Origin of the sequence: Luteibacter sp. SG786 (assembly GCF_011759605.1) — a bacterium.
Classification (GTDB): domain Bacteria; phylum Pseudomonadota; class Gammaproteobacteria; order Xanthomonadales; family Rhodanobacteraceae; genus Luteibacter.
Map to the genome: position 1 here is coordinate 83302 of NZ_JAAOYX010000001.1, position 19636 is coordinate 102937.

At 66.6% G+C, this 19636-nt stretch carries 18 protein-coding genes; 11 read left to right on the forward strand and 7 right to left on the reverse strand.

Annotated elements, in window-relative coordinates; genetic code table 11:
- The 6 genes from FHS47_RS00335 to FHS47_RS00360 are packed head-to-tail and all read left to right on the forward strand — an operon-like array spanning position 1 to position 5396.
- The gene (locus FHS47_RS00335; RefSeq protein WP_167021810.1) at positions 1-855 is read left to right on the forward strand and encodes an STAS domain-containing protein; all 855 of its coding nucleotides are present in this window, start codon (positions 1-3) and stop codon (positions 853-855) included.
- 4 nt (positions 856-859) lie between these two features.
- On the forward strand, positions 860-1222 hold the full coding sequence (locus tag FHS47_RS00340) for an STAS domain-containing protein (RefSeq protein ID WP_167021811.1): 363 nt from the start codon (positions 860-862) through the stop codon (positions 1220-1222).
- The gene (locus FHS47_RS00345) at positions 1219-1623 is read left to right on the forward strand and encodes an anti-sigma regulatory factor (protein ID WP_167021812.1); all 405 of its coding nucleotides are present in this window, start codon (positions 1219-1221) and stop codon (positions 1621-1623) included. The genes FHS47_RS00340 and FHS47_RS00345 overlap by 4 nt, the downstream gene beginning before the upstream one ends.
- On the forward strand, positions 1614-2627 hold the full coding sequence (locus tag FHS47_RS00350; RefSeq protein ID WP_167021813.1) for an ATP-binding protein: 1014 nt from the start codon (positions 1614-1616) through the stop codon (positions 2625-2627). The genes FHS47_RS00345 and FHS47_RS00350 overlap by 10 nt, the downstream gene beginning before the upstream one ends.
- Positions 2624-3475 (forward strand): ATP-binding protein, encoded by an 852-nt coding sequence (locus FHS47_RS00355; RefSeq protein WP_167021814.1) that lies wholly within the window; start codon positions 2624-2626, stop codon positions 3473-3475. Before FHS47_RS00350 ends, FHS47_RS00355 begins: the two co-directional genes overlap by 4 nt.
- Positions 3462-5396, forward strand: coding sequence for a response regulator (locus FHS47_RS00360; RefSeq protein WP_167021815.1), 1935 nt, complete (start codon positions 3462-3464; stop codon positions 5394-5396). The genes FHS47_RS00355 and FHS47_RS00360 overlap by 14 nt, the downstream gene beginning before the upstream one ends.
- Positions 5397-5417: 21 nt before the next feature.
- Here the strand turns inward: FHS47_RS00360 and FHS47_RS00365 are convergent, their stop codons facing one another.
- Positions 5418-6428 (reverse strand): zinc-binding alcohol dehydrogenase family protein, encoded by a 1011-nt coding sequence (locus FHS47_RS00365; protein WP_167021816.1) that lies wholly within the window; start codon positions 6426-6428, stop codon positions 5418-5420.
- A gap of 240 nt (positions 6429-6668) precedes the next feature.
- Here FHS47_RS00365 and FHS47_RS00370 point away from each other — a divergent pair, with 240 nt between their 5' ends.
- The 3 genes from FHS47_RS00370 to FHS47_RS00380 all read left to right on the forward strand — a co-directional run bounded on the left by FHS47_RS00370 (position 6669) and on the right by FHS47_RS00380 (position 11492).
- The gene (locus FHS47_RS00370) at positions 6669-7907 is read left to right on the forward strand and encodes a tetratricopeptide repeat protein (RefSeq protein ID WP_167021817.1); all 1239 of its coding nucleotides are present in this window, start codon (positions 6669-6671) and stop codon (positions 7905-7907) included.
- A gap of 229 nt (positions 7908-8136) precedes the next feature.
- Positions 8137-10770, forward strand: a complete 2634-nt coding sequence (locus tag FHS47_RS00375; protein WP_167021818.1) for a M1 family metallopeptidase — start codon at positions 8137-8139, stop codon at positions 10768-10770.
- Complete coding sequence (locus FHS47_RS00380) at positions 10770-11492, forward strand: glutaminyl-peptide cyclotransferase (protein WP_208381711.1); 723 nt, start codon at positions 10770-10772, stop codon at positions 11490-11492. The genes FHS47_RS00375 and FHS47_RS00380 overlap by 1 nt, the downstream gene beginning before the upstream one ends.
- A gap of 180 nt (positions 11493-11672) precedes the next feature.
- On the opposite strand, the gene FHS47_RS00385 is transcribed toward FHS47_RS00380, so the two are convergent.
- Together FHS47_RS00385 and FHS47_RS00390 are read right to left on the reverse strand one after the other, a co-directional pair.
- A complete protein-coding gene (locus FHS47_RS00385) occupies positions 11673-12527 on the reverse strand; it encodes a PfkB family carbohydrate kinase (protein ID WP_167021819.1) in 855 nt (284 codons plus the stop codon).
- A 3-nt stretch (positions 12528-12530) separates the two neighbouring features.
- Positions 12531-13835 (reverse strand): nucleoside transporter C-terminal domain-containing protein, encoded by a 1305-nt coding sequence (locus FHS47_RS00390; protein ID WP_167021820.1) that lies wholly within the window; start codon positions 13833-13835, stop codon positions 12531-12533.
- A gap of 264 nt (positions 13836-14099) precedes the next feature.
- Between FHS47_RS00390 and FHS47_RS00395 the strand changes: the two genes are divergently transcribed.
- Positions 14100-14729 carry a homoserine/threonine efflux transporter gene (locus tag FHS47_RS00395; protein WP_167021821.1) on the forward strand — a complete coding sequence of 210 codons (630 nt, stop codon included), beginning with the start codon at positions 14100-14102 and terminating at the stop codon, positions 14727-14729.
- A 7-nt stretch (positions 14730-14736) separates the two neighbouring features.
- Here FHS47_RS00395 and FHS47_RS00400 read toward each other — a convergent pair whose 3' ends face one another.
- The 3 genes from FHS47_RS00400 to FHS47_RS00410 form a co-directional block, all read right to left on the reverse strand.
- Entirely contained in the window at positions 14737-15198 is a 462-nt protein-coding gene (locus tag FHS47_RS00400) for a MarR family winged helix-turn-helix transcriptional regulator (protein WP_167021822.1), read from the reverse strand.
- A gap of 2 nt (positions 15199-15200) precedes the next feature.
- Positions 15201-15959 (reverse strand): AraC family transcriptional regulator, encoded by a 759-nt coding sequence (locus tag FHS47_RS00405; protein WP_167021823.1) that lies wholly within the window; start codon positions 15957-15959, stop codon positions 15201-15203.
- 109 nt (positions 15960-16068) lie between these two features.
- On the reverse strand, positions 16069-17724 hold the full coding sequence (locus tag FHS47_RS00410) for an alpha-amylase family protein (protein ID WP_167021824.1): 1656 nt from the start codon (positions 17722-17724) through the stop codon (positions 16069-16071).
- A 111-nt stretch (positions 17725-17835) separates the two neighbouring features.
- Between FHS47_RS00410 and FHS47_RS00415 the strand changes: the two genes are divergently transcribed.
- Complete coding sequence (locus FHS47_RS00415; RefSeq protein WP_167021825.1) at positions 17836-19407, forward strand: alpha-amylase family glycosyl hydrolase; 1572 nt, start codon at positions 17836-17838, stop codon at positions 19405-19407.
- Between the two features lie 8 nt (positions 19408-19415).
- On the opposite strand, the gene FHS47_RS00420 is transcribed toward FHS47_RS00415, so the two are convergent.
- A complete protein-coding gene (locus tag FHS47_RS00420) occupies positions 19416-19610 on the reverse strand; it encodes a hypothetical protein (protein ID WP_167021826.1) in 195 nt (64 codons plus the stop codon).
- Positions 19611-19636: the final 26 nt, after the last annotated feature.

A 19636-nucleotide genomic window follows, 5' to 3' on the forward strand; every position in this document is an offset into this window, starting at 1 on the left:
ATGACTGTACTCACGCAGCGAACGATCGACGTCATTCGGAAGAACGAGGGCGGTCTGCTCGTCAATTGGACGGCCAACCTCGACGCCACCGGCGTCTCGCGCGATGCCCGCGTTTCCCCCGCCGAGATCGAGGGCCAGACCCGTGAATTCATCCGGCTGCTGGCGAGCAATGCGCGGGCGGGCGACGTCTCCATCGCCGGCAACGACTGGAGCGAAGCGCGCGCGTTCCTCGAACGCCTGTCACGGAGCCGTGCCCTCCAGGGTCTCGATTCGCAGAGCACCGCCAGCTTCATCTTTTCGCTGAAGCGGCCCCTGTTCGACATCCTCCAGGAGGAATACGCCAGCGATCCGGCCGAACTGGCCGCCCAGGTGTGGGCGATATCGGAACTGCTCGACGCGCTGGGTCTGCACACCATTCGCACCTTCCAGAAATCACGCGAGGAAGTCATCGCGCGCCAGCAGGAAGAACTGCTGGAGCTGTCCACCCCCGTGGTGAAGCTGTGGGACGGTGTGCTGGCGCTGCCGATGATCGGTACCCTCGATTCGCAGCGCACCCAGGTGGTCATGGAGTCGCTGCTGCAACGTATCGTCGAGACCGGTGCCGAGATCGCCATTATCGACATCACCGGCGTGCCCACCGTGGATACCCTCGTGGCCCAGCACCTGCTGAAGACGGTCACGGCCATCCGCCTCATGGGTGCCGACGCCATCATCAGCGGCGTGCGCCCGCAGATCGCCCAGACCATCGTCCACCTCGGCATCGACCTCCAGGGCATCGTCACGAAGGCCAACCTCGCCGGCGCGCTGGCTCTGGCGCTCCAACGCACAGGCTTCACGGTCCACAGGGACCGATGACCCCATGGACCGCATCCCTATCCTGCGCATGGGCGAGTTTCTGCTCGTCACCATCCAGGTCGACATGCACGATCAGCTCGCGCTGACCTTGCAGGACGATCTGGCCGAAAATATCAACCAGCACGGATCCAAGGGCGTTCTCATCGACATCTCGGCGCTCGATATCGTCGATTCCTTCATTGGCCGCATGATCGGCACCATCTCGGGCCTGTCCAAGGTCATGGATGCCGAAACGGTGCTGGTGGGCATGCAGCCCGCCGTGGCCATCACACTGGTGGAACTGGGCCTGACCCTGCCGGGCGTGAGCACCGCGTTGAATGTGGAGCGCGGCATGCGCCTGCTGCGCGAACGCGTGCACGCACAATGAACACCGTCATGGACGGCTCGCAACCGATAAGCATCGAGCAAGACGTGGTGCTGGCCCGCCAGACGGTGCGCAGGCTCGCCATCGAATGCGGCCTGCGGCTGGTCGACCAGACCAAGCTGATCACGGCCGCCAGCGAGCTTGCCCGCAACACCGTGATCTATGGCGGCGGTGGCCACATGGACTGGGAGTTCGTCGAGGAAGGTACCCGCCGCGGGCTGCGCCTCGTCTTCCGCGACGAGGGTCCCGGCATCGCGGACATGAAGCTGGCGATGACCGACGGCTGGACCTCGGGCGGCGGTCTGGGTCTTGGCCTTACCGGCGCGAAGCGGCTGGTCGACGAGTTCTCTCTTGAAAGCACTCCCGGTGTCGGCACTCGCGTCACCATCTGCAAATGGAACTGACCTTCGTCGGGCCGACCACACGTATCGTCGCCGTCGAGGAGCCCTCCCAGGTGGGGCAGGCGCGCCGAGTGGCGCAGCAGGCCGCCGTCGACGCGGGTTTCGATGACACCGATAGCGGGCGCGTCGCGCTGATCGCCACCGAACTCGCCACGAACGTGCTGAAGCACGCGACGTCCGGCGAGGTGCATGTGGCGGTCGTGCCGGGCGATGGTGCCCGGGGTGTCGACGTGGTGGCCGTCGATCGGGGTCCCGGTTTCAACATGGCCGAATGCCTCGCGGACGGATTTTCCACCGGCGGCACGCGGGGCGAGGGTCTGGGTGCCGTATCGCGCCAGACCGACGTCATGGACATGTACGCCGACGCTCGCGGGTCGGTGGTCATGGCGCGCACGTATCCGAAGGGCTTCGGCCGGGCCGACCTCCTTTTCGGGGCCACCCAGCAGAGCATGGAAGGCGAGCCGGTCTGCGGCGACGCGTGGGCGATGGCGGTGCGCGGAGCGAAGCGCTCGTTCCTGGTGGTCGATGGCCTCGGCCACGGCCTGCCCGCCCATGAGGCGGCACACGCGGGCATCGCGGCCTTCACCGGGCAGGCCTTCGACGAGCCGGTGGACCTCATGAACACATTGCACGGGGGGATGGCCGGTACCCGCGGCGGCGCGGTAGCCATCGCTCAGTACGACGCGGAGGCGGGGAGCCTGCGCTATGCGGGCATCGGCAACATCGCGGGAAGCCTGGCGACACTGGACGGGTCCCGCGGCCTCGCGTCCCATCCCGGTATCGTCGGTGTGCAGACCCGCCGTGCGCAGCCTTTCGATTTTCCCGGCGCCCGGGGCAAACTGATGCTGATGTGGAGCGACGGCTTGATGTCGCGCTGGAATCTCCGGGATTATCCCGGGCTGGCGTCGCGTCATCCCGCGGTGGTCACCGCCCTGCTGTATCGGGACTTCAACCGGGGCCGCGACGACATCACCATCCTGGCCGCGCGCCTTGGAGCGGATCGATGAGCGAAAACAACGAATTGGAGCGGTTGCAGGCCGAGAACGCCGGGCTGCGCGCGGAGTTGGAGGAAACGAACCAGGGCGTGCTCGCGCTGTATGCGGAACTGGACAAGCAGGCCGAGCAGCTTCGGCAGGCCTCGGAACTGAAGAGCCGTTTCCTTTCCTACATGAGCCACGAGTTCCGCACGCCGCTGGGGTCGATCCTCAGCATCGCGCGCCTGCTCGCCGACGAGCTCGATGGCGCGCTCGGGGTGGAGCAACACAAGCAGGTCGCCTTCGTGGCAAGCGCCGCGCGCGAACTCAGCGACATGGTGGACGACCTGCTCGACCTGGCCAAGGTGGAGGCGGGGCGGATAACGATATCGCCCGCCTGGTTCGAACTGATGGATCTGTTCTCGGCGTTGCGGGGCATGTTCCGTCCCATCATGGACGCCACCGAGGCCGACCTCATCTTCGAAGATCCGGAGAACATGCCCCGGCTGTACACGGACGACAAGAAGCTGGCCCAGATCCTGCGCAACTTCATTTCCAACGCATTGAAATTCACCCCTCGCGGCGAGGTTCGCGTGTCCGCGCACATGGAGGACGACGGCCACGTGCGTTTCGCCGTGAGCGACACGGGCATCGGCATTCCGCCGGAGTTGCAGGATTCCTTGTTCGAGGACTTCACCCAGGTGGACTCGCCCCTGCAGAAGCGGTTGCGCGGCACCGGACTCGGGCTTTCGCTGTGCCGTCAGTTCGCCCACCTCCTCGGCGGCGAAGTGGGCGTCACCAGTACACCGGGCGAGGGGTCCGTCTTTCATGTGGTGCTGCCCTTGAAACTGCCTATGGATGAAACCGATGCCAAGGAATAGCCGCCTCCTGATCGTCGACGACAATGCCGCCACGCGCTATGCGATGCGTCGCACCGTGGAGCGGCACGGTTACGATGCCGTGGAAGCGGGCACGGGTGCCGATGGCCTGCACGAACTTGCCACGCGTGAATTCGCCGCCCTGATCCTCGATGTGAACCTGCCGGACATGAGCGGGTTCGACGTCGTGCGGCGGTTGCGGGAAGTCCCCGAAACCATGTTGCTGCCGGTGGTGCACGTATCCGCGGCGTCCATCGACACGGGCGATCTGATTACCGGTCTGGACAACGGCGCCGACGCTTACCTGATCCACCCGGTAGACCCGGACGTGCTGCTGGCGACGCTGCGCACCCTCATCCGCGTGCGCGATGCGGAAGACGCCCTACGTGCCGCGGAAGCACGATTCCGCGAGATTTTCACGAACATCGCCGCCCCCATCGCGGTGCTGGACGGCGATCTGCGCATCCTCGACAGCAACCCGGCCTTCGGACGGCTGCTGGAAGATGCGGATTGCGATGGCTCGCTCGTCCAGTGCTTCGAATCGGGGCAGGACGGCGCGCTTGAGCAGATGCGGCACAATCTCGCCACCAAGCAGCGATGGCACGGCATCCTGTGCATGCGCTCGCGCTCGGGCATGCGAGAAACGGAATGGCGCGTCACGCCTTACCGCGACGAAGCCGGCATGGTGTTCGTGGAGGACGTGACCGAACAACGCCGTCGCGAGCGCGACCAGCTCCAGAAGATCGACAGCGCCCATAGCCAACTAGCCATCGAAATCGCCGAGCGCGAGCGCACGGAGTCGCAGTTGCTCCAGGCGCAGAAGATGGATGCGCTGGGCAAGCTTACCGGCGGTATCGCCCACGACTTCAACAATCTGCTCACCAGCATCATCACGGGCATCGACCTCATCAATCGTCAGCTGGAAAGCGGGAAGACGGAGAAACTTCAGCGATTCGCCGACGCGGCGCTGGGTTCCGCCCGCCGCGCAGCATCGCTGACCCACCGCCTGTTGGCCTTCGCGCGCCAGCAGCCGCTGGACGCGAAGGCGACGGATGTGAACCAGAGTGTGCTCTCGCTCGACGACATGTTGCGACGCACGCTTGGCGAACGCATCGTGCTGGAGTTCGACCTGGCGCCGACGCCGGTCGTGGCCGACGTCGATGCGAACCAGCTGGAAAACGCGGTGATCAACCTCGTGATCAATGCGCGCGACGCCATGCCGGATGGCGGGGTCATTCGCGTGCGCACGCGGCGGCAGCACATCGAGCGCGATCCTTCGCTGGCCGATGGCGACTATGTGAAACTGACCGTGTCCGACAACGGTTCGGGTATCGACGCGGGATTCCTTGAGAAAGTGTTCGAACCTTTCTTCACCACCAAGCCGCTGGGTCAGGGCACGGGCCTTGGGCTTTCGATGATCTACGGTTTCGCCCGCCAGTCCGGTGGCGAGGCGCGCATACGGAGCACGGCGGGGCGTGGCACCGACGTGTCCATCCTGTTGCCTGCCAGCGAGCGCGAGGTCGAATCCGAAGTTGCCCCGCATGTGCCGATATCGGGCGGGCAGGGGGAGCGCATCCTGCTGGTCGAAGACACCGACTCCCTGCGCCAGCTCGCTGCCGAGGTACTCACAGAGGCCGGCTATGTCTGCACGGCCACCGGCGATACGCAGCACGCGTTGCGCATCCTGCGAGGCGATGAGGCGGTGCACCTTTTGCTGACCGACATCGGCATGCCCGGCATGGATGGGCGTGAACTGGCGGAGGCCGCGCGCGCATGGCGCCCCACGCTGCCGGTGCTTTTCATGACCGGCTATGCGGAAAACGCGATGGAACGATCGCGGTTCCTCAGCCGGGGCACGGACATGATCTCCAAGCCCTTTGAAATCGACATGCTGCTGAGCCGGATCCGCGCGATGCTCGACTAGGGCGCGCTCCTGCTACGCCCCTTACGCGAAGCCTTCCAGCACGATCTTGCCCCGGGCCTTGTGGCTCTCGATCAGTTCATGCGCCTTCCGCAGGTTTTCCGCGGTGATGCTGCCGAAGTGCTCGCCCAGCGTGGTACGCAGCGTGCCGTCGTCGATCAGCGCCGCCACCCGGTCGAGGATCCTGTGCTGCTCCACCATGTCCGGTGTCTGGTAGGTCGAGCGCGTGAACATCGACTCCCAATGCAAGGAGATCGACTTGCGCTTCAGCTTGGTGACGTCGAGCGACTTCGGATCGTCGATGAGGCCGAACCGGCCCTGCGGCTTCACGAGCTCCACGATCTGGTCGAAATAGTCATCGCTGTGGGTGAGGCCGATCACGTGGTCCACTTGCCCGATACCCAAGGCTTCGAGCTGCGGGCCCAGCGGCTTGCCGTGATCGATGACCTCGTGCGCGCCCAGCTCGCGAACCCAGTCGGCCGTTTCCTTGCGCGATGCCGTGCCGACGACCGTCAGTTTCGTCAACTGGCGGACCAGCTGCACCAGGATGGAACCGACACCGCCACCGGCGCCGATCACAAGGAGCGTTTCACCGCCGTTGCCGCCCTCGGCGATCTTCAGTCGATCGAACAGCATTTCCCACGCCGTCAGTGAGGTAAGCGGAAGCGCGGCGGCGTGCGCATTGTCGAGCGTGCGCGGCTTGTGGCCGACGATGCGTTCGTCCACGAGCTGGAATTGCGCGTTGCTGCCCGGGCGGATGAGCGAGCCGGCGTAGTACACCTCGTCGCCCTCCTTGAAGAGCGTGACCTCGGGGCCCACCGCGGCCACGGTACCCACCGCATCGAAGCCGAGGACACGCGGTTCCGCCGTGGTCATGCCGTTGCGCACCTTGGTATCCACCGGGTTGACCGACACGGCCTTCACGGCAACGAGCAGGTCGCGGCCGGTCGCCACGGGTTTGGGAAGGTCCATCTCGACGAGTGACCGGGGGTCCTGGATGGGCAGGCCGTGCTGGGTGTAGACGATGGCTTTCATGGATGGATCTCCGATGGCGATGGGCGCATCGTGCGCGTCTGGGCCGCGCTGGGAAACCGGCCGCTGGCGGGATCAGTTTCCGTGTTTCGTTGAATATCGCGGCGGCTCAAGCCCTGGAGGGTCCTCGCGGCACCCCGGGAGGGGGTGGGCGCGGCACCTGTCCAAAAAGCCGATATCTTCCGCGCCCGCTTACCCCTATGATCCGGCCCCACGAACGGCAGGCCTTCGCAGGGGAATGGGATGTCGCAGGGGAGATCGGGCGCGCTCGGTGACCATCGTTATGTCGCCGAGATGGACGCATTGCAGAAGTTCGGCCGCCTGGAAAAGGCCGCCCAGCTGGGGGACGCGCGGGCGCAGTTTCAGGTGGCGCACATGTACGCCGAGGGCGAACACGTGCCCCAGGATCGTGCGCGCGCCGCCCAATGGTTCCGTCGGGCGGCGGAGCAGGGTCATCTGGAAAGCCAGTGCCGCCTTGCCGCGATCCATGCGGAAGGGCTTGGCGTGCCGCGCGATCCCTTCGAGGCGGCCGGGTGGTACCGCCGTGCCGCGGAAGCGGGCTCGGCCGAGGCGCAATGCGCCCTGGGCACGCTCCACGCCAGGGGCCAGGGCGTGACTGCCGACCGCGCCGAAGCACTGCGCTGGTGGACCCTCGCCGCCGACCAGGGCCACGTGCAGGCCTGCGTCAACCTCGGCGTGTCGCACTATTTCGGACGCGGCGTGTCGCGCGATGCCGAGCTTGCCTTCGCTTACTACAGCCGCGCCGTGGAGCGCGGCCAGCCCGACGCTCCCGGTTATGCCGATGCGCTGTGCAGCGTTGCGCACATGTACTGCGACGGCATTGGCGTGCCCCGCGACACGGTGGCGGGGGAACACCATTACCGGCGCGCGGCGGAACTTGGGAACAGTTCCGCGCAGTTCGCCCTCGGCAAGCTGCACCTCGAAGCCAGCGCCTTGCCGGAAGACCGCGAGCAGGCACGCTATTGGTTCGGCCTGGCAGCCGAGCAGGGCGACAGCGAAGCACGCCGGCACCTGGCGGATCTGGCGCCCTCTAGTGGAGGGACCGACGCGGCGCAGAACAAGCCGGCCCGGCTCGGGCCGCAGGACGCGGCAGGGCAGTTCCTGCTCGGCCAGCGCCTGGCATCCGGCGACGGGTTGGCCCGCAACGACCGCGAGGCCGTGCGCTGGCTCGCCCTGGCCGCGGAGCGCGCGCACGCGCCCGCGCAATACGCCCTGGCAAAGATGCTGGACGAAGGCCGCGGCCTGCCCCGCGACGTGTCCGAGGTGGTGCGGCTCCTCCGCCACGCCGCGAGCGCCGGTCATGCCGACGCACAGTTCGAGCTGGGCCTGTTCCATGAACGCGGGGAAGGCGTGCCGCGTAACGCGTCGATCGCCCGGGCCTGGTTTCGCAAGGCGGCCGGCCGCGGGCACCTGAAGGCGCTGCGCAAGCTCGAAAAGCGCCGCTGGTGGAAGGTCTGGTAGAACGGTTTTTGTGGGAGCCGGCTTTGCCGGCGATCCCGCGGCAGCGGGCCAGCTTGCCGCGAGCACCCATCGCCGCTGAAGCGGCTCCCACAAAAGCCGGCTCCCACAGGGGTGCCGCGAAAACTTGCGGCCGTGACTTCCGGCGCTTCCCCTGCGCGGCCGCGGCCACGACCATCGGCGGATGTACCGCCGCCGGATGTCCGGCGGGGTGCGAACCAAGGGCCTTTCCATGCGTACACCTCTCGTCAGCGCGATCGCCTTCGCGCTCGCCGGTCTCTCCGCCGCCGCCGTTGCCGCGCCCGCCGCCGACACCAGCCAGCTCGCCACCACCCAGTTGCCGCGCTCGGTGCGTCCGACGCACTACGACGTGTCCGTGGTGCCCCATGCCGACAAGCTCACGTTCGACGGCAAGGTGTCCATCGCCGTGGACGTGCTGGAACCCACCGCGTCCATCACGCTCAACGCCATCGACATGAGCTTCGCCGACGTGACCCTGGTTCCGGCGAAGGGCAAGGCGAAGTTTGCCGCGCCGAAGGTCGCCATCGACGAGAAAACGCAGACCGCCACCTTCACGTTCGACCACGCGGTTCCCGTGGGCTCGTACACCTTGTCGATGAAGTACACCGGCAAGATCGGCACGCAAGCGAACGGCCTGTTCGCCATCGACTACGACACGAAGGCGGACGGCAAGAAGCGCGCGCTGTACACGCAGTTCGAGAACTCCGACGCGCGCCGCTTCATTCCGTCTTGGGACGAACCGGCCTACAAGGCCACTTTCACTCTGCAGGCAACCGTGCCCAGCAACGAGATGGCCGTGAGCAACATGCCGGCCGCCTCGAAGAAGGATCTGGGTAACGGCCTCACCCAGGTGACGTTCCAGCCGTCGCCCAAGATGTCCACCTACCTCCTCTTCTTCGGTCTGGGCGAATTCGATCGCGCCACGACGAAGAGCGACGGCGTGGAGATCGGCGTGATCACGCAGAAGGGCCTTACCTCGCAGGCGCAGTTCACGCTCGACTCCGGCAAGGCGGTGCTGCAGGAATACAACGCATACTTCGGCGTGCCGTACCCGCTGCCGAAGCTGGACAACATCGCCTCGCCTGGCCAGAGCCAGTTCTTCTCGGCGATGGAAAACTGGGGCGCGATCTACACCTTCGAATACGCGTTGCTGCTCGATCCTTCCATCTCCACGCAGTCCGACAAGCAGGAAGTGTTCAATACCGCTGCGCACGAGATGGCGCACCAGTGGTTCGGCGACCTGGTGACCATGCGCTGGTGGGACGACCTGTGGTTGAACGAGGGCTTCGCGTCGTGGCTGGCCTCGCGCACCACGGAGCGGTTGCATCCCGAATGGCATACCAACCTGGAGGCCGTGTCGATCCGCGAGAGCGCCATGGCGCGCGACGCCGTCGCCACCACGCATCCGGTGGTCCAGCACGTTGAAACGGTGGAGCAGGCCAGCCAGGCGTTCGACTCCATTACCTACTCCAAGGGCGAGTCGGTCATCCGCATGCTCGAGGCCTACGTCGGTGCCGACACCTGGCAGAAGGGCGTGCAGGCCTACATCAAGGCGCACCAGTATTCCAACACGGTGTCCGACGACCTCTGGAAGGAAATCGACAAGGCCGCCGGCAAGCCGGTGAGTACCGTGGCCCACGACTTCACGTTGCAGCCGGGCATTCCGCTCGTGCGCGTGGAATCGGTGTCCTGCGCCAACGGTTCCACCACCCTGCAACTGTCCCAGGGCGAATTCACCCGTGACCGTCCCGAGAAGAAGCCGCTGGCGTGGCACGTGCCGGTGCTCGCGAAGACGGTGGGCGGCAAGCCGTCGTCCACGCTGCTGACGGACGGCTCGGGCACGTTGACGGTCGAGGGTTGCGCGCCGTTGGTGGTGAACGCCGGGCAGACGGGTTATTACCGCACGCTGTACAAGCCGGCGCAGATGAAGGCGTTGGAAGGTGCCTTCGCAAAGCTGGAGCCGATCGACCAGCTCGGGCTTGCCTCGGACGTGTGGGCGCTGGGCATGGCCGGCCTTCAGCCGGCCTCCGACGTGCTCGACCTGATCAAGGCGGTGCCGCTGGACGCTTCGCCGGTGCTGTGGGAAGAGGTGGCGGGCGACCTCGCGTCGCTGGACCGCTATTACGACGGCGACGCGAAGCGCCAGGCCGCGCTGCGCAAGTACGCCATTGCGCGGCTCGAACCGAAGTTCGCGCAGGTGGGCTGGGAGGCGAAGGCAGGGGAGGAGGCACCCGTTGCGATCCTGCGTTCCGACCTCATCGCCACGCTCTCGCACCTTGGCGACGCCAAGGTGATCGCCGAGGCCCGTCGCCGTTACGCCGCCAACGCCATGCCGGCCGAACTGCGCAAGACGATCCTGTCGGTGGTCGCCGCGAACGCCGACGCCGCCACCTGGGACAAGCTGCACGCAGAAGCCAAGGCGGAGAAGACCCCGCTGGTGAAGGACCGCCTGTACGCGCTGCTGGCAACGCCGGAAGACGAAGCCCTCGCGAAGCGCGCGCTCGAACTCGCGCTCACCGACGAGCCGGGCGCGACGAACAGCGCGGCCATGATCTCGGCAGCCTCGCGCGAGCATCCGGCGCTGGCCTTCGACTTCGCCGTGGCGAACAAGGAGAAGGTGGATCACTTCGTGGATTCGACCTCGACCTCGCGCTACTACCCGAGGCTGGCCAGCGGTTCGATGGATATCGCCATGGTGGACAAGATCAAGGCGTTCGCCGACAAGTACATCGAGCCCACGTCGCGTCGCGACGCGGAAACCAGCATGGCCAACATCAAGTACCGCGTCATGGTGCGCAACGAGCGTCTGCCGGCGGTGGACGCCTGGTTGAAGAAGAACGGTTGATGATCATGGTATCGGCGCCGGTGGACGTTCCCACGTCCACCGTGCGCATCGTGCACACCTATCCGCATGACCGCCAGGCCTTCACCGAAGGCCTGTACTACGACGACGGATATCTCTTCGAGAGTACGGGCGGTTATGCGGATGCCGGCCTGCGCAAGGTGCGCCTGGATACGGGCGAGGTGGTGCAGCGGCGCGACGTGCCGCGGCAGGTGTTCGGCGAAGGCATCGTCGCCAGCGGTTCGAGGATCCTGCAGCTTTCATGGCGTGAAGGCGTGGGGTTCATCTACGATCGCAAGACCTTCGCGCTGCTGGGCGAGATCCACTATCCCGGCGAAGGCTGGGCCATGACGCGAAACGCTGCGCACATCTTCATGAGCGACGGCACGCCGCGCATTCGTATCCTCGATCCGCAGACCTTCGCGCAGACGGGTTCGATCGATGTGACCGTCAATGGCAAGCCGCTGGAGCAGATCAACGAGCTGGAATGGGTGAAGGGCGAGATCTACGCCAACGTGTGGCAGACCTCGCGCATCGCCCGGATCGATCCGGCCACGGGACACGTGGTGGGATGGATCGACCTGAGGAATCTGGCGGCGATGCAGCATGTCCAGGACCCCGCCGACGACGTACTCAACGGCATCGCGTACGACGCCGCGCACGATCGGTTGTTCGTCACCGGCAAGCGTTGGGATGCGGTGTACGAGATCAAGCTCAATCCTTGAAGTGCCCGTGGGAAGTCCTGGTTGGGGCTTGCCTCGTGGGTTGTGGGAAGGCTTTGTGTGGGAGCCGGCTATGCCGGCGATCCCGCGGCAGCGGGCGAGCCCGGGGCGAGCACCCATCGCCGCTGAAGCGGCTCCCACACAGAGCTCCGCTTGCCTCGGAAGGGGCCCACAAAGCGCAGGTCAGCCAGAGGCCGAGCAGGCCGCCAGCAGCGCGTCGCGGAAGCACGGTGCGTCGAGCAGCCTTGCCGCGAGCGTGCCCTTGAACACGTCGCCCGCGCCACAGGTGGGCACGCGATAGAGGTCGGTATGGTCGCCATGGCGATCGCTGCCGTGCGATACGAGGCAGCTGCGGTCGAGGGAGACCACCACCGTGCCGGCGCATAGGCGTCGCGCGAGCGCATTGATCGTGGTGTCGTCCATGCCTGTCACCGCGTTCGCGGTGATATCGATGGAAAGGAACCGCCCGCAGACGCGGGCGAACTCGTGCACGTCGAGCAGCAGCACGTCGGTGCTGGCGAACTCGCGCACGGAAAGCCCCGGCGGCAGCGGGCCGGGATCGAGTACGCGCAGCAGGCGCTTCGTGCCGGCAAGTTCCAGCGTGGCGGCCACGGCGTCGATGTTCGCCTCGGTCGAGACGAGCAGCACCTTCGCACTGTCGAACAGATCGGACTGGTGCGCTATGAACGCCGCATCGAGGTGGGCGTTGGCGCCGGCAGAGAGCACGGAGAGCATCTGCCCCTTCGTGTCCGTGACGATGGCCGTGCGTCCCGTGCGCACCCCGGACACCACCTGCCAGCGGGCCACGACGTTGGCCGGCAGGCCGGACGGGTCGATGGTGTCGTCGCCGATCGCTGCAACGAGCCCGGTCGGCACGCCTGCGCGGGCGGCGGCCACCGCCTGGTGGAACGCCTTCCCACCCGGCAACCGGTCGAACTCGTCGGCGTAGGCGGGCTCGCCGGCCTTGGGAATGCGCGGCGTACGCCAGCGCTCTTCCTCGCTATAGCCGCCGACGACCAGCAGGCGGACGCCGGCCACGCGTCAGAACTGCTCGAGCACGCCGGCGATGGTCGCCGTCATGAAGGTGGCGATGGAGCCGCCCAGCACGGCACGCAGGCCGAGGCGGGCAAGGTCGCCGCGGCGGTTTGGCGCGAGGCCGCCGATGCCGCCGATCTGGATGGCGATCGAGGAGAAGTTGGCGAAGCCGCACAGCGCGTACGTGGCGATGAGACGGCTCTGCGGCAGCAGCTCATCGAGGTGGCGCGCGAGGTCGGCGTACGCCACGAATTCGTTGATGACCACCTTCTGGCCGATGAAGCTGCCGACGAGGGTGGCATCCTGCCAGGGCACGCCGATCAGCCACGCCACCGGGGCGAGGATCCACCCGAAGATCGTTTCCAGGCTGAGCGCAACCGGATGACCCGTGGTGGCAGTGAGCCATGCGTTGAGGCTGTGGTCGCCGCCGATCGTGCCCACCCACTGCACCGGACCGTTGATGAGGGCGATGAGCGCGATGAAGGCCAGCAGCATCGCGCCGACGTTCATGGCCAGCTTCAGGCCGTCGCCCGCGCCGGTCGCGGCGGCGTCGATCACGTTGGCGGTGGTTTTCTCGACCTCGATCTTCACCGTGCCGCGGGTGAGCGGTTCCTGCGTTTCGGGCACGAGGATCTTGGCCAGCACCATGGTGGCCGGCGCGGCCATCACGCTCGCGGTGAGCAGGTGCTTCGCGTAGAACATGCGCTGCACCGGGTCGTCGCCGCCGAGCATCGCCACATAGGCGGCCATCACCGAGCCGGCGATGTGCGCCATGCCGCCGATCATGACGGTCATCAGCTCGGCTTGGGTCATCCGCTCGATATAGGGCTTGATGGTGAGTGGCGCTTCGGTCTGGCCGATGAACACGCTGGCGCAGACGCTGGTGGTCTCGGCGCCCGACACGCGCATCACCTTGGTGATCACCCAGGCCATGCCCTTCACGATCTGCTGCATCACGCCGAGGTGATAGAGCACGCCGGTGAGCGCCGCGAAGAAGACGATGGTGGGCAGCACCTTCACGGCAAAGATCACGCCGAACTTGTCGCTGTCCAGCAGGCTGCCGAAGATGAAGCGCGAACCGACGTCCACGTAGTCGAGGAGGCGTACGAAGCCGGTGGCGATGGCGTCGAACACATCGCGGCCCAGCGGCACCTTCAGCACGATGGCGGCGAAGACGATCTGCAACAGCACGCCGGTGGCGACGAGCTTCCAGTCGACCACGCGCTTGTTGTTGGAGAAACAGAATGCGATGGCGACGAGCACCACCAAACCGAACAGGCCAAAGAGAACGTGGCCCAACAGACCCAGCATCGCGACTTACCCCTTGGAAGGACGGGGGCAGCCCCGTGACCACTTTAAAAAACGCGAGGTTACGGGAGGAGTGCCCCGCGGGCAAGGCGCATCGCGGAATGGATGTGGCGGATTCCCCGCGGAAAGTCGCCAAGCCCCTGCCTGCGCACGGGCGACGATGCCCCGCGCGCCACCGCAAGAGCCCGGTGCCGCCTCGCCGTCGCCCCTGCGCAGGCAGGGGCCCAGCGACTTCCGCCGCCCCGTTCCGAGTACTACGCTCGCACCATGAACCTCTTCCTCACCATCGCCATCGTCCAGATCGTCGCCCTGATCACCCCGGGACCCGATTTCTTCTTCGTGTCCCAGCTCGCGGCCAGCCGGTCGCCGCGCGAAGCGTTCGCGGGGGTGGTGGGCATCGCGCTGGGGGTGGCGGTATGGGCGGCCCTGGCGCTGCTGGGCCTGCACATCCTCCTGCATCGGCTGGCGTGGCTGGAACGGGGCATCGCCGTTGCCGGCGGGGCCTACCTCTGCTGGATGGGATTCCAGATGCTGCGCGCCTCCTGGAAAGCGAAGGCGGACGCCGCCGTGCCCGTCGTGGACGTGCGCGGTTCCAGCCCGTGGCGCGCCCTGCTGAAGGGCCTGGCGACCAATCTGGCGAACCCGAAGGCGGCGGTGTACTTCGCCTCGATCTTCTCCGCCTTCGTGGGTGACGGCATGTCGGGTGCCGCGCGCTGGGGCCTGTGGGCCATGGTCACGCTCGAGACGGTGGCGTGGTTCTCGGTGGTGGCCGGCATTTTCGCGATGCCCGCCATGCGGCGGGCCTACGTGCGCGCCAGCCGTTGGATCGACGGCGGTGCTGGCGCGGTGTTCGCCCTGTTCGGGCTCCATCTGATCTTCGGGCGCCGAACCGCCTAGAGGCTCCCTAGGGGGTGTCCTTGGGGACCTTGGCCTCTTCCAGGTTGCGGGTGACCTGGGCCAGGCTCTCGGCCAGCAGCCCGGGCTGGTCCACTCCCTCCAATGCGGTGCGGGCCAGGTCGGCCACCAGCGCCCGGACCCTCTCGGCCATGCGCTTGCCGGCCGGCGTCAGGACGATGTCGACCAGGCGGCGGTCATCCTCGTTGCGTTCGCGCAGCATCAGGCCCCGGTCGATTCCGGCGTCCACGGCGTGCGTGACAGTGCTGGCGTTCACGCCGCACGCGGCCGCGAGCTCGGTGGAGATCATGCTGCCGCGCGCGGTGAGCAGGAGCAGCAACTCGCCTTGCAGTGCCGTGAGCCCGAATTCCCGCTGGGCGCGGCGGCCCACGGCGTCGCGCAGCCGCGACCCCGCCAGCATGAGGTCGCGCCCCAGGCACAGGGTCGAAACCGTGTTGTCGTCGTTGGTCATGCTTAGTCCGCCGCGCGTCGCCATGCTCCCGGCGGCATGCCGACGGTACGGGTAAAGACACGCGTGAAGTGGCTTTGTTCGGCAAACCCGCAGGCGAGGGCGATGTCGGCCAGGGCGAGGTTGGTTTCGCGAAGGAGCTCGCGCGCACGCCCGATGCGACGGTCCAGCAGCCAGCGGTGGGGCGGTTTGCCCATGCTGCGACGGAAAGCACGGGAGAAATGATTGACGGACAGGCCGCAGACCTCCGCCACGGCCGAGACCGGAAAGGACTGGTCCAACCGTTCGTCCATGAAGGCGACGGCCCGGCGTTCTTGCCAGGTGGCCAGCCCGCCGCGCGGCGTGGCGCCCTCGTCGCGGGACGAGGCGCCCCCGAGCAAGGCCCGGAGGGCCAGGGCCACATGGGCGAGCAACGGGGTATTCGGTGCCTCGGCGCGAAGGCTGTCGAACAAGACCTGGGCCAGCGAGCGAACCGCGGGCGGGTGGCTGCTTTCGGCCTCACCCTCGGCCTGTCTGCGGAACAGGATGGCGCCCGCCCCGTCGGCGTCGGCGGCGCACGCGGCGCGGTAGACCAGGAGCAGGTCGTCGGCGGCACCGTCGAGCGGAATTTCCGTGAGTTGTGCCCGTCCTCGCAGGTCTTCCACGAGGCTGGTGCTTCCCCGGCGGTCGCCGCGTTCGATGGCGGCGGAGCGTTGGGCGAGATCGACGATGACCGTGGGCAACGCGGCCAGACGAATGCTGCAAGCGGGTTCGGCGCGATACATGGTGGCCGATCCTTTCGAGATACCGAAGGAGGAGCCAAGCATTGCGCATGCAAGGATCGGCACCTACCCCCATAAGGGGTACCGTGAGGGAATCCGCCGCTAAATTCCGTCAAACTCCGTCGACTTCGTCACGATCCAGGATGTAACCGAGGCCACCCTCGCGGAACCAGCGGTAGCCATAGGGCTCCAGCATGACCTGGTGGTGGCCCTGCTCGTCCGGCCGGCTGTGGTCTTCCGACAACACATTGGTGAGCTGGGCCGGGCCCGCGAAATCGACCTCCACCGGCGCGTCGGACAGGTTGTGCAGGAACAGCACGGCATTGCCGCGCCACGTGTAACGCAGCATCAGCACGGCGTTGTCGTCCAGGGGCAGCACTTCGAAATCGCCCCAGGACACCTCCGGAATCTCCTTCCGCATGCGGATCACGCGCTCCATCCAGTTCAGCAGGGAGCCCGGATCGCGCCGCTGCTGGGCCACGTTGACGTGTGCGAACCCGAAAGGGCCATCGGAGATCACCGATTTCCCTCCGCTGCGTATCCGGGTGAACCCGCCATAGGGCTCCGTGGACCATTGCATGGGGGTGCGCGCGCATTCGCGTTCGGGCAGCGACAGGTCGTCGCCCATGCCGATCTCGTCGCCGTACCGCAGCACCGGCGTGCCGGGTAGCGTGAAAAGGAGGCTGTACGCCAGTTCGAGTCGTCGGCGGTCGTTGCGCAGCATGGGCGCAAGGCGGCGACGGATGCCCCGGTCGTAGAGCTGCATGGCCTTGTCGGGGCCGAACTCCGCGAAGACGCGTTCGCGCTGCGAAGGCGTGAGGCGGCCAAGGTCGAGTTCGTCGTGGTTGCGCAGGAACTGCGCCCATTGCGCGGTTGCCGGACGCGGCCGCGTTTTCTTCAACGCGCCGGCCAGCGATCGCACGTCGCCGGAAGCCAGCGCGTGGAAGAGGTGCTGGTTCACCTGGAAGTTGAACATCATCTGCAGCCGGTCGCCGTCCGAACCGAAATACTCCATGTCGTCGCGCGGCAACACGTTCGCTTCGGCAAGGATCACGGCGTCGCCCCGGCGCCACTGCAACAGTTCGCGAAAGCCGCGCAGCATGTCGAACTGTTCCTTAGGCTTTTTGACGTCGGCACCCTTGGTCGCGATCACGAAGGGCACGGCGTCCATGCGGAAGCCGGATACGCCGAGCTGCGTCCAGAACCCCATGATCTTCAGGATTTCCGCCTGCACATAGGGATTGGAGGTGTTGAGGTCGGGCTGGAACTGGAAGAAGCGATGGAAGTACCACGCCTTGGCGGTTTTCTCGTATGTCCAGGTGCTCTTCTGCACGCCGGGGAACACCATGCCCTCGTCGGCGTTTTCCGGACGCGTCTTCGACCACACGTACCAGTCGCGGTACTTCGACTTCGGATTGCGACACGCATCACGAAACCAGGGGTGGCGATCCGAGGTGTGGTTCACCACCAGGTCTATCATCACGCGCATGCCGCGCTGGTGGGCGGCGTGCGTGAATTCCACGAAGTCGCCCAGGGTGCCGTACCGCGGGTCCACGTTGTAATAGTCGGCGATGTCGTAGCCGCCGTCCTTGCCGGGCGAGGTCTGGAAGGGCATGAGCCAGAGAGCCGTGACGCCGAGGCCCTGCAGATAGTCCATGCGCCGGCCCAGTCCCTGGAAATCGCCCACGCCGTCGTCGTTGGAGTCCTGGAAGGTGCCCACGGAGAGGCAATAGACGATCGCGTTCTTGTACCAGAGGTCGTTGATCATGACGGTTCCCGGCGCGGCCTGAGCGTCGGAGGCTAAGCGAAAGGTTGTGAAGGCATTCCCTACACGTGCCACCGGCGAGGCTCTGGGCTCCCACAATGCAATGGAGGATGTGTGTCGGAAGGTTCATGGTGGCGCGATGGCGTCGTTTATCAGGTGTACCCCCGCTCGTTCGCCGACGCGAACGGCGACGGTATCGGCGATCTGGCGGGCATCCGTTCCAAGCTCGGCTACCTTGCCGACCTCGGCGTGAGCGCGCTCTGGATCTCGCCGATCTACCCCTCGCCGATGGCAGACTTCGGCTATGACGTAAGCGACTATCGCGGCATCGATCCTTTGTTCGGTGACATCGCCGGCATGGACGCGCTGATCGCCGACGCGCATGCGCTTGGGCTCAAGGTGATCCTCGACTTCGTGCCCAATCACAGTTCCGACGAACATCCGTGGTTCCGCGAGAGCCGCCGTTCGCGGGACAGTGTCTTCCGCGACTGGTACATCTGGCGCGACCCGGCGCCGGACGGCGGTCCGCCCAACAACTGGCTGTCGAACTTCGGCGGCAGTGCCTGGACCTTCGATCCGGCCACCGCGCAGTATTACCTGCATCTGTTCCTCGACAGGCAGCCGGACCTCAACTGGCGCAATCCCGTGCTGCGCGAGGCGATGTACGAGTCGATGCGTTTCTGGATGCGTCGCGGCGTGGACGGGTTCCGCGTGGACGTGATCTACCACGTGATGAAGGACGCGGCCTTTCGCGACAATCCGCCCAATCCCGCGTTCCGCGAAGGCATCGACGCCGACGCACATCGCTTCCTGCCGGTGCATACCGCCGACCTGCCCGAGACCCAGGGTATCGTGGCCGCCATGCGCGAGGTGGTGGACGAATTCCCCGACCGCGTGCTGATCGGCGAGATCTACCTGCCGCTGGAGCGCATCATTGCCTATTACGGCGAGAACCTCACCGGGGCGCACCTGCCGTTCAATTTCCTGCTGATCGGCACCGACTGGCACGCGCCGACCATCGCCGGCCTCATCCGCCGCTACGAAGCCGCGCTGCCCCCGGGCGGCTGGCCGAACTGGGTGCTGGGGAATCACGACAAGCCGCGCATCGCTTCGCGGGTGGGCGCCGCGCAGGCCCGTGTGGCGGCGGTGCTGCTGCTCACCCTTCGCGGCACGCCCACGATGTACTACGGCGACGAGATCGGCATGCACGACGTGTCCATTCCGTTCGCCGAAGTGCGCGACCCGTTCGAACTCAACGAGCCGCATAAAGGACTGGGCCGCGACCCGCAGCGCACGCCGATGCGCTGGTTCCCGCGCGAAGGCGCGGGGTTCACGCGGGGCACGCCGTGGCTGCGCATCGGCGACGATGTCCAGACATGCAACGTGGCGACGCAGGCGGACGATCCCGGGTCGATGCTGTCGTTGTACAAGGCACTGCTGCGCTTGCGGCGCGAGATGCCGTCGCTGAGCCGCGGCGATATCCGTGTACTGGAAGCGAGCGACGCCGTGCTGGCGTACGAGCGTTCGCACGAGGGCGAGCGCGTCGCGGTGCTGCTGAACTTCACCGACCAGCCGGCGGAGCTGCCGATACCGGAGCCGGCGGGACGCGTGCTGGCTTCCACCCACGCGGGCGCCGCGGAAGGTGCGTTGCGTGCCGCGGAAGCGAGGATCTACAAGGTCGCCTGAGCAGGCTCTTACAGCCAGCCCGGCGCAAGCCAGTGCAGGGCGGCGACGACGATGGCGAGCACGATCGCCACGATGACGATGTGACGCAGATAGGCGCCCCCGGTGGCGCCACCGTCGTAGCTGGCGTCGTCATAATCGTGCGATGCGTCGCGCGGGTGGCGCACGAAGGGAAGGCGCAGGCGTTTTCGGCGTTTGGGTGTCATGGTTCGATGCTGGTGCAGGGGGTGTG

Excerpts from the sequence above, each read along its gene's own strand:
- FHS47_RS00335 (WP_167021810.1), top strand. The coding sequence starts at position 1 with ATGACTGTACTCACGCAGCGAACGATCGACGTCATTCGGAAGAACGAG.
- FHS47_RS00340 (WP_167021811.1), top strand. The coding sequence starts at position 860 with ATGGACCGCATCCCTATCCTGCGCATGGGCGAGTTTCTGCTCGTCACC.
- FHS47_RS00345 (WP_167021812.1), top strand. The coding sequence starts at position 1,219 with ATGAACACCGTCATGGACGGCTCGCAACCGATAAGCATCGAGCAAGAC.
- FHS47_RS00350 (WP_167021813.1), top strand. The coding sequence starts at position 1,614 with ATGGAACTGACCTTCGTCGGGCCGACCACACGTATCGTCGCCGTCGAG.
- FHS47_RS00355 (WP_167021814.1), top strand. The coding sequence starts at position 2,624 with ATGAGCGAAAACAACGAATTGGAGCGGTTGCAGGCCGAGAACGCCGGG.
- FHS47_RS00360 (WP_167021815.1), top strand. The coding sequence starts at position 3,462 with ATGCCAAGGAATAGCCGCCTCCTGATCGTCGACGACAATGCCGCCACG.
- FHS47_RS00365 (WP_167021816.1), bottom strand. The coding sequence starts at position 6,428 with ATGAAAGCCATCGTCTACACCCAGCACGGCCTGCCCATCCAGGACCCC.
- FHS47_RS00370 (WP_167021817.1), top strand. The coding sequence starts at position 6,669 with ATGTCGCAGGGGAGATCGGGCGCGCTCGGTGACCATCGTTATGTCGCC.
- FHS47_RS00375 (WP_167021818.1), top strand. The coding sequence starts at position 8,137 with ATGCGTACACCTCTCGTCAGCGCGATCGCCTTCGCGCTCGCCGGTCTC.
- FHS47_RS00380 (WP_208381711.1), top strand. The coding sequence starts at position 10,770 with ATGATCATGGTATCGGCGCCGGTGGACGTTCCCACGTCCACCGTGCGC.
- FHS47_RS00390 (WP_167021820.1), bottom strand. The coding sequence starts at position 13,835 with ATGCTGGGTCTGTTGGGCCACGTTCTCTTTGGCCTGTTCGGTTTGGTG.
- FHS47_RS00395 (WP_167021821.1), top strand. The coding sequence starts at position 14,100 with ATGAACCTCTTCCTCACCATCGCCATCGTCCAGATCGTCGCCCTGATC.
- FHS47_RS00400 (WP_167021822.1), bottom strand. The coding sequence starts at position 15,198 with ATGACCAACGACGACAACACGGTTTCGACCCTGTGCCTGGGGCGCGAC.
- FHS47_RS00405 (WP_167021823.1), bottom strand. The coding sequence starts at position 15,959 with ATGTATCGCGCCGAACCCGCTTGCAGCATTCGTCTGGCCGCGTTGCCC.
- FHS47_RS00410 (WP_167021824.1), bottom strand. The coding sequence starts at position 17,724 with ATGATCAACGACCTCTGGTACAAGAACGCGATCGTCTATTGCCTCTCC.
- FHS47_RS00420 (WP_167021826.1), bottom strand. The coding sequence starts at position 19,610 with ATGACACCCAAACGCCGAAAACGCCTGCGCCTTCCCTTCGTGCGCCAC.